The sequence below is a fragment of the Legionella sp. genome, assembly GCF_965140895.1.
Taxonomy (GTDB): domain Bacteria; phylum Pseudomonadota; class Gammaproteobacteria; order Legionellales; family Legionellaceae; genus Legionella.
Genome location: NZ_CBCSKT010000047.1, coordinates 1 through 4,657, shown reverse-complemented (window position 1 = coordinate 4,657; position 4,657 = coordinate 1). Strand labels below are relative to the sequence as shown.

The window sequence follows — 4,657 nt, the reverse complement described above, 5'->3', positions numbered from 1 at the left end:
GGGAGCGCATTAATCGAGGTCTTGCCGCATTAGGATTAGTGCCTGGAGGCAAATTAGCATACACTGCATTAAAAGGGTTAGGGAAGACTGGTTCGAAGGTTGAGCTATTGGTTAGTAAAACAGCTGTCGTTGCACATCCATTAGAAGGCATGACGCCCCAACAGGTCATAGCTAGAGCGAATGAAATTGGCTTGCATACCAAGAAAGATAATCTAGTTCTTTGGTCTGGTTTAGGACAAGGAAGCGAAGGTGTAAAATTAGCCCAACAATATGTTGTTAAGCATGGTGGAACAACACTAGAAATGACACCTGGTGGAGCTTGGTTAGATAAGTTAGATCTTTTCGGTACTAGCTCCCCCTTTTCACGTACAGAAGCAGCTCAAATATGGGGCGATGTTTCTAAATTATTCACTCGGCAGGCAAGTGGACAAATTCGTTCACTAATAGGTCAAGTACGTCCCCAAAGTATATACCAATCTCAAGAACTATTAGAGCTTAGTATGAATCCTAGGGTCACAGGAATTGATAAACTGTATCTGCGACCACGTTTTGAAACTATTTTAAGATAGAGGAAACACTATGTTTACATGGTTAAATAAGCAAGGAGTCAAAAGTGACAAAGGCTTTGTTGTACAATCCATAGGCCGATTTGTTATTAAATATTCTGAAAATATAGGTGATATTGATGTTACTGTTGAAGATGGATTTAAAGATGGGAAGCATTTTGTTTATATATATAATAAGGAGTTTTACGAATGGAAGGATGGTAGAAAGATATCTGAGGAGAAAAAGACCCAAATTTTAAATAATTTTATTGATGCGTTGGCGTTTATGGGGATTGGTGTAGAGGTTCAGTGATGTTGGGGTCAGGCTTTGAATTGTGAATTATCAAGTAAAATTAAGTGATTATTTAATGAAATTGGCTTGCATACCAATAAAGATAATCTGGTTCTTTGGTCTGGTTTAGGACAAGGAAGCGAAGGTGTAAAATTAGCCCAACAATACATCGCAAAGCATGGTGGAACAACACTAGAAATGACACCTGGTGGAGCTTGGCTAAATAAGTTAGATCTTTTCGGTACAAGCTCTCCTTTTTCACTTGCAGAAGCAGCTCAAATATGGGGTGATGTTTCTAAATTATTCACTCGGCAGGCAAGTGGACAAGTTCGTTCACTAATAGGTCAAGTGCGTCCCCAAAGTATATACCATTCTCAAGAACTATTAGAGCTTAGAATGAATCCCAGGATCACAGGAATTGATGAACTGTATCTGCGCCCACGTTTTGAAACTATTTTAAGATAGAGGAAGCACTATGTTTACATGGTTAAATAAGCAAGGAGTCAAAAGTGACAAAGGTTTTGTCGTACAATCCATAGACCGATTTGTTATTAAATATTCTGAAAATATGGGTGATATTGATGTTACTGTTGAATATGGGTTTAAAGATGGAAAGTATTTTGTTTATATATATGATAAGGAGTTTTACCAATGGAAGGATGGTAGAAAGATATCTGAGGAGAAAAAGACCCAAATTTTAAGTAATTTTATTGATGCGTTGGCGTTTATGGGGATTGGTGTAGAGGTTCAGTGATGCCGGGGGCAGGCTTTGAATTGTGAATTATCGAGTAAATATTTGATGATTAAATTCAACATTCAAGGCTTGACCCCGTGCACTCAAGGGAGCTGCACAAACAAAAATATACGTATGATGACGCGGGGCAATTATTCACTCAGGACAATGGGGCCAATGAGAAAACAACCTTTACTTATGATACGCTCGGCAATCAGATAAAAAAAACGAACGCCCACGGACTGGCTACCTCCTACGACTATGATGACTATGGGCATAAAACCCGAGAGGTTGATGCGGGCCAAAAACAACAAAGCTGGACTTACGATGCCCATGGCCATTTACTGTCACATACCGATTTAGGCAACCAGACCACGGCTTATAAATACAACGTCAATGGCCTACTACTCCATGAGTTTTCTACGCGGGGTAAAAATATTTATTGTTTTACGAAGATAGAGCCAGTAAGGAAAGCGTTCGCTACCGCAGGCATTTAACACCGTCATAAGACGCCATCAACATTTCGACTGGACGGAATTAGGCGTAGCCACCCTCACCGGAGGTCTAATGGGTTCAAAACCAGGAAAAGAATTTGGTGAAAAACTCGAAAGCCTGGATAACCACAGCGGCATGTTACGCGCAGAGCTACAAACTCTGGCCGGAGCCGGTGCTCAATCCCTCACCACCGATACTCATTTTGACGCACTACAGGTTTTAGGGGGCAATTTAGGCAGTACAATAGGAAATGCTGTGGTGGGACGATTTGCATGGCCTGGATTAGAGGATAGGGTTAAAGATATTGCGAAGGAGAATATTAAAGGGCTTGTTATTGATGATTTATTGACCGATTGGGAAAACTACAAGAAATTAAATAACTGGGATGATACCATTGAGGGTTTTAAACGAGATCTGGCCCAACCAATAGCCACTCCATTTTATGAATATAGTTCTATTCCTGATCCTGATCAGTATAGCGCCATTCCAGGGTCGGATAGGTCTTGTGCCATTCCAGAAAATGAATCCCATGAGTTTAGTTCTCTGACTAAATCCGAATCTGAAAAAAGGTTAAATAGAAAAAATGATGTTAATCATAATAATGTATTAAAGATGACTCCTAAGCAAATTTGGAAAGTGAGAGCCTATAAGGGAACTCCTATTCCAGAACAAAAAATAGGAAAAGTGGATGCGATTAGGAAATTAGTAGGATATAAAGCCGAATCACTTAGCCTTGTATCGAGAAAAGAAATAGGATTAAATTTGGATCGTTTGCAAGATCAGGTTTTAGCTGCTCATGAGGCTTATCCAGAGGCTTCAGTTGATTTAATTAATGCTATGATTGTGGTTGAAAGCAAGGGTGTTTGGAATGCTGTTTCACCAACTGGGGTGCTCGGAGTAATGCAGATGACGAGCGATAATTATTTAAAAGATGGAAATTTTAATCCCTTTGATACAGGAAAGTCGATTATGTATGCAGCTAAGATGGCTAGCAGTTTTATTAATAAATATGGTGGGACTGAAGAGGGGATTAAGAAGGTGTTGGTATCATATAATCAAGGCTCTGGTCATGTACGAAATGGTATTGAGCTGTATGGTGATGGTTGGTTAAATAATATCAAGTTAGAAGGTAAAAATTACATAGTTTCTATAGACAATATACTCAAGAATAGTAGAAAAATACCTGGATATTTTGGAGAAAAAAGATGATAAGGCTTTATTGGATTTTATGGGGATTATTTTTAACTACCATATTGCATGGAAATTCATTAAAACCCTGTCAAATTGTAGGATTTGATAAAATTGTAAAATATGCTATTCCTGAAAGTATATCAGAGGACGCGGACTTATTAGATAGTGATATATATGAAAAAATTAAATTATTGAAAAAGTGCATTAGCTCTTATGAAACATGTATTGTTGAAGCTCAGCCGAAAAGCATAAATTGGATGAACAAGAAGTTAATAAAACCCATTAATAATAATTTTGACCCTTTAAAACGCCATTTAATTTTTGGTTTACTTCAATATTTTGATGAAAAAAGGAATGTTTTTGTTTGCACCGTAGCAAATAATAGTTTTACCTTAGCTGCTCCGTGGATTGGAAAAAGTTGGGTAACTAATGATTCTAAAGTAATAGAAAAATATGAACTTGATGGTATTCGCTTTTCTTCGGTAATGACCCCTGAGAGTTTATACAGCGCGCTTTTATTATCTTATGCTGATTCGGTAAATAATAAATTTATAACTTGGAGCTAGGTTAAAAGGCATTTACTAAACTTAATGAACTCAGATTCGATTGGTATGTGGGTTGATTATTCAATACAAGCACCCAGAGGGGCAAGCCCTGCTTTTTTGCGTATTATGCGCCAGTTGTATTGTAAAAAAATAGATGAAATTAACAAGTGAGCAAAAAGCAAAATAAAAGGCAAGGCTTGCCCCTTCAAGCTACGGCTTAATGCTCCATGAGTTTTCTACGCGGGGTAAAAATAGTTATCGTCAATACCAGGGGGATGGGCAATTAATTACTTACGAAGATAGAGCCAGTAAGAAAAGCGTTCGCTACAGCTACGACTTGGACAAGCTATCCAGTCGCTACCGCAGGCATTTAACACCACCATAAGACATCATCAACACATCGACTGGACTGAATTACTAACCACAGCGGCATGCTACGCGCAGAGCTACAAACCCTGGCCGGATCCGGTGCTCAATCCCTCACCACAGGTACTCATTTTGATGCATTACAGGTTTTAGGGGACAATTTAGGTAGTGTGATAGGAAATGCGGTGGTGGGACGTTTTGCATGGTCTGGATTAGAGGATAGGGTTAAAGATATTGCGAAGGAGAATATCAAGGAGCTTGTTATTGATGATTTATTGACCGATTGGGAAAACTATAAGAAATTAAATAACTGGGATGATGCCATTGAGGGTTTTAAACGAGATCTGGCCCAACCAATAGCCACTCCATTTTATGAATATAGTGCAATTTCTGATGAGGAGCAGTATAGTGCCATTCCAGAAGCAGAGAGAGCTTGTGCTATTCCAACTCAAACAGATTCCGAAGATAATATTGTTTATCAAGAGTCACC

General features: G+C 38.7%; 8 protein-coding genes. All 8 read left to right on the top strand.

Annotation, left to right across the window (positions count from 1 at the left end; genetic code table 11):
- Window positions 1–569 (top strand): hypothetical protein (locus tag ACQY7T_RS06520; protein ID WP_428412142.1); only part of this gene is annotated, 569 nt, incomplete at its 5' end.
- Window positions 570–579: 10 nt separating this feature from the next.
- The gene (locus ACQY7T_RS06515; protein WP_428412141.1) at window positions 580–858 is read left to right on the top strand and encodes a hypothetical protein; all 279 of its coding nucleotides are present in this window, start codon (window positions 580–582) and stop codon (window positions 856–858) included.
- Window positions 859–924: 66 nt separating this feature from the next.
- Complete coding sequence (locus ACQY7T_RS06510) at window positions 925–1,302, top strand: hypothetical protein (protein WP_428412140.1); 378 nt, start codon at window positions 925–927, stop codon at window positions 1,300–1,302.
- A 10-nt stretch (window positions 1,303–1,312) separates the two neighbouring features.
- A complete protein-coding gene (locus ACQY7T_RS06505) occupies window positions 1,313–1,591 on the top strand; it encodes a hypothetical protein (RefSeq protein WP_428412139.1) in 279 nt (92 codons plus the stop codon).
- Between the two features lie 77 nt (window positions 1,592–1,668).
- Complete coding sequence (locus ACQY7T_RS06500) at window positions 1,669–2,067, top strand: hypothetical protein (protein ID WP_428412138.1); 399 nt, start codon at window positions 1,669–1,671, stop codon at window positions 2,065–2,067.
- A gap of 70 nt (window positions 2,068–2,137) precedes the next feature.
- Window positions 2,138–3,274 (top strand): lytic transglycosylase domain-containing protein, encoded by a 1,137-nt coding sequence (locus ACQY7T_RS06495; protein ID WP_428412137.1) that lies wholly within the window; start codon window positions 2,138–2,140, stop codon window positions 3,272–3,274.
- Window positions 3,271–3,822, top strand: coding sequence for a hypothetical protein (locus ACQY7T_RS06490; protein ID WP_428412136.1), 552 nt, complete (start codon window positions 3,271–3,273; stop codon window positions 3,820–3,822). Before ACQY7T_RS06495 ends, ACQY7T_RS06490 begins: the two co-directional genes overlap by 4 nt.
- Before the next feature lie 410 nt (window positions 3,823–4,232).
- Window positions 4,233–4,657, top strand: a 425-nt coding sequence (locus ACQY7T_RS06485; protein WP_428412135.1) for a hypothetical protein, incomplete at its 3' end; no start/stop codon positions are given.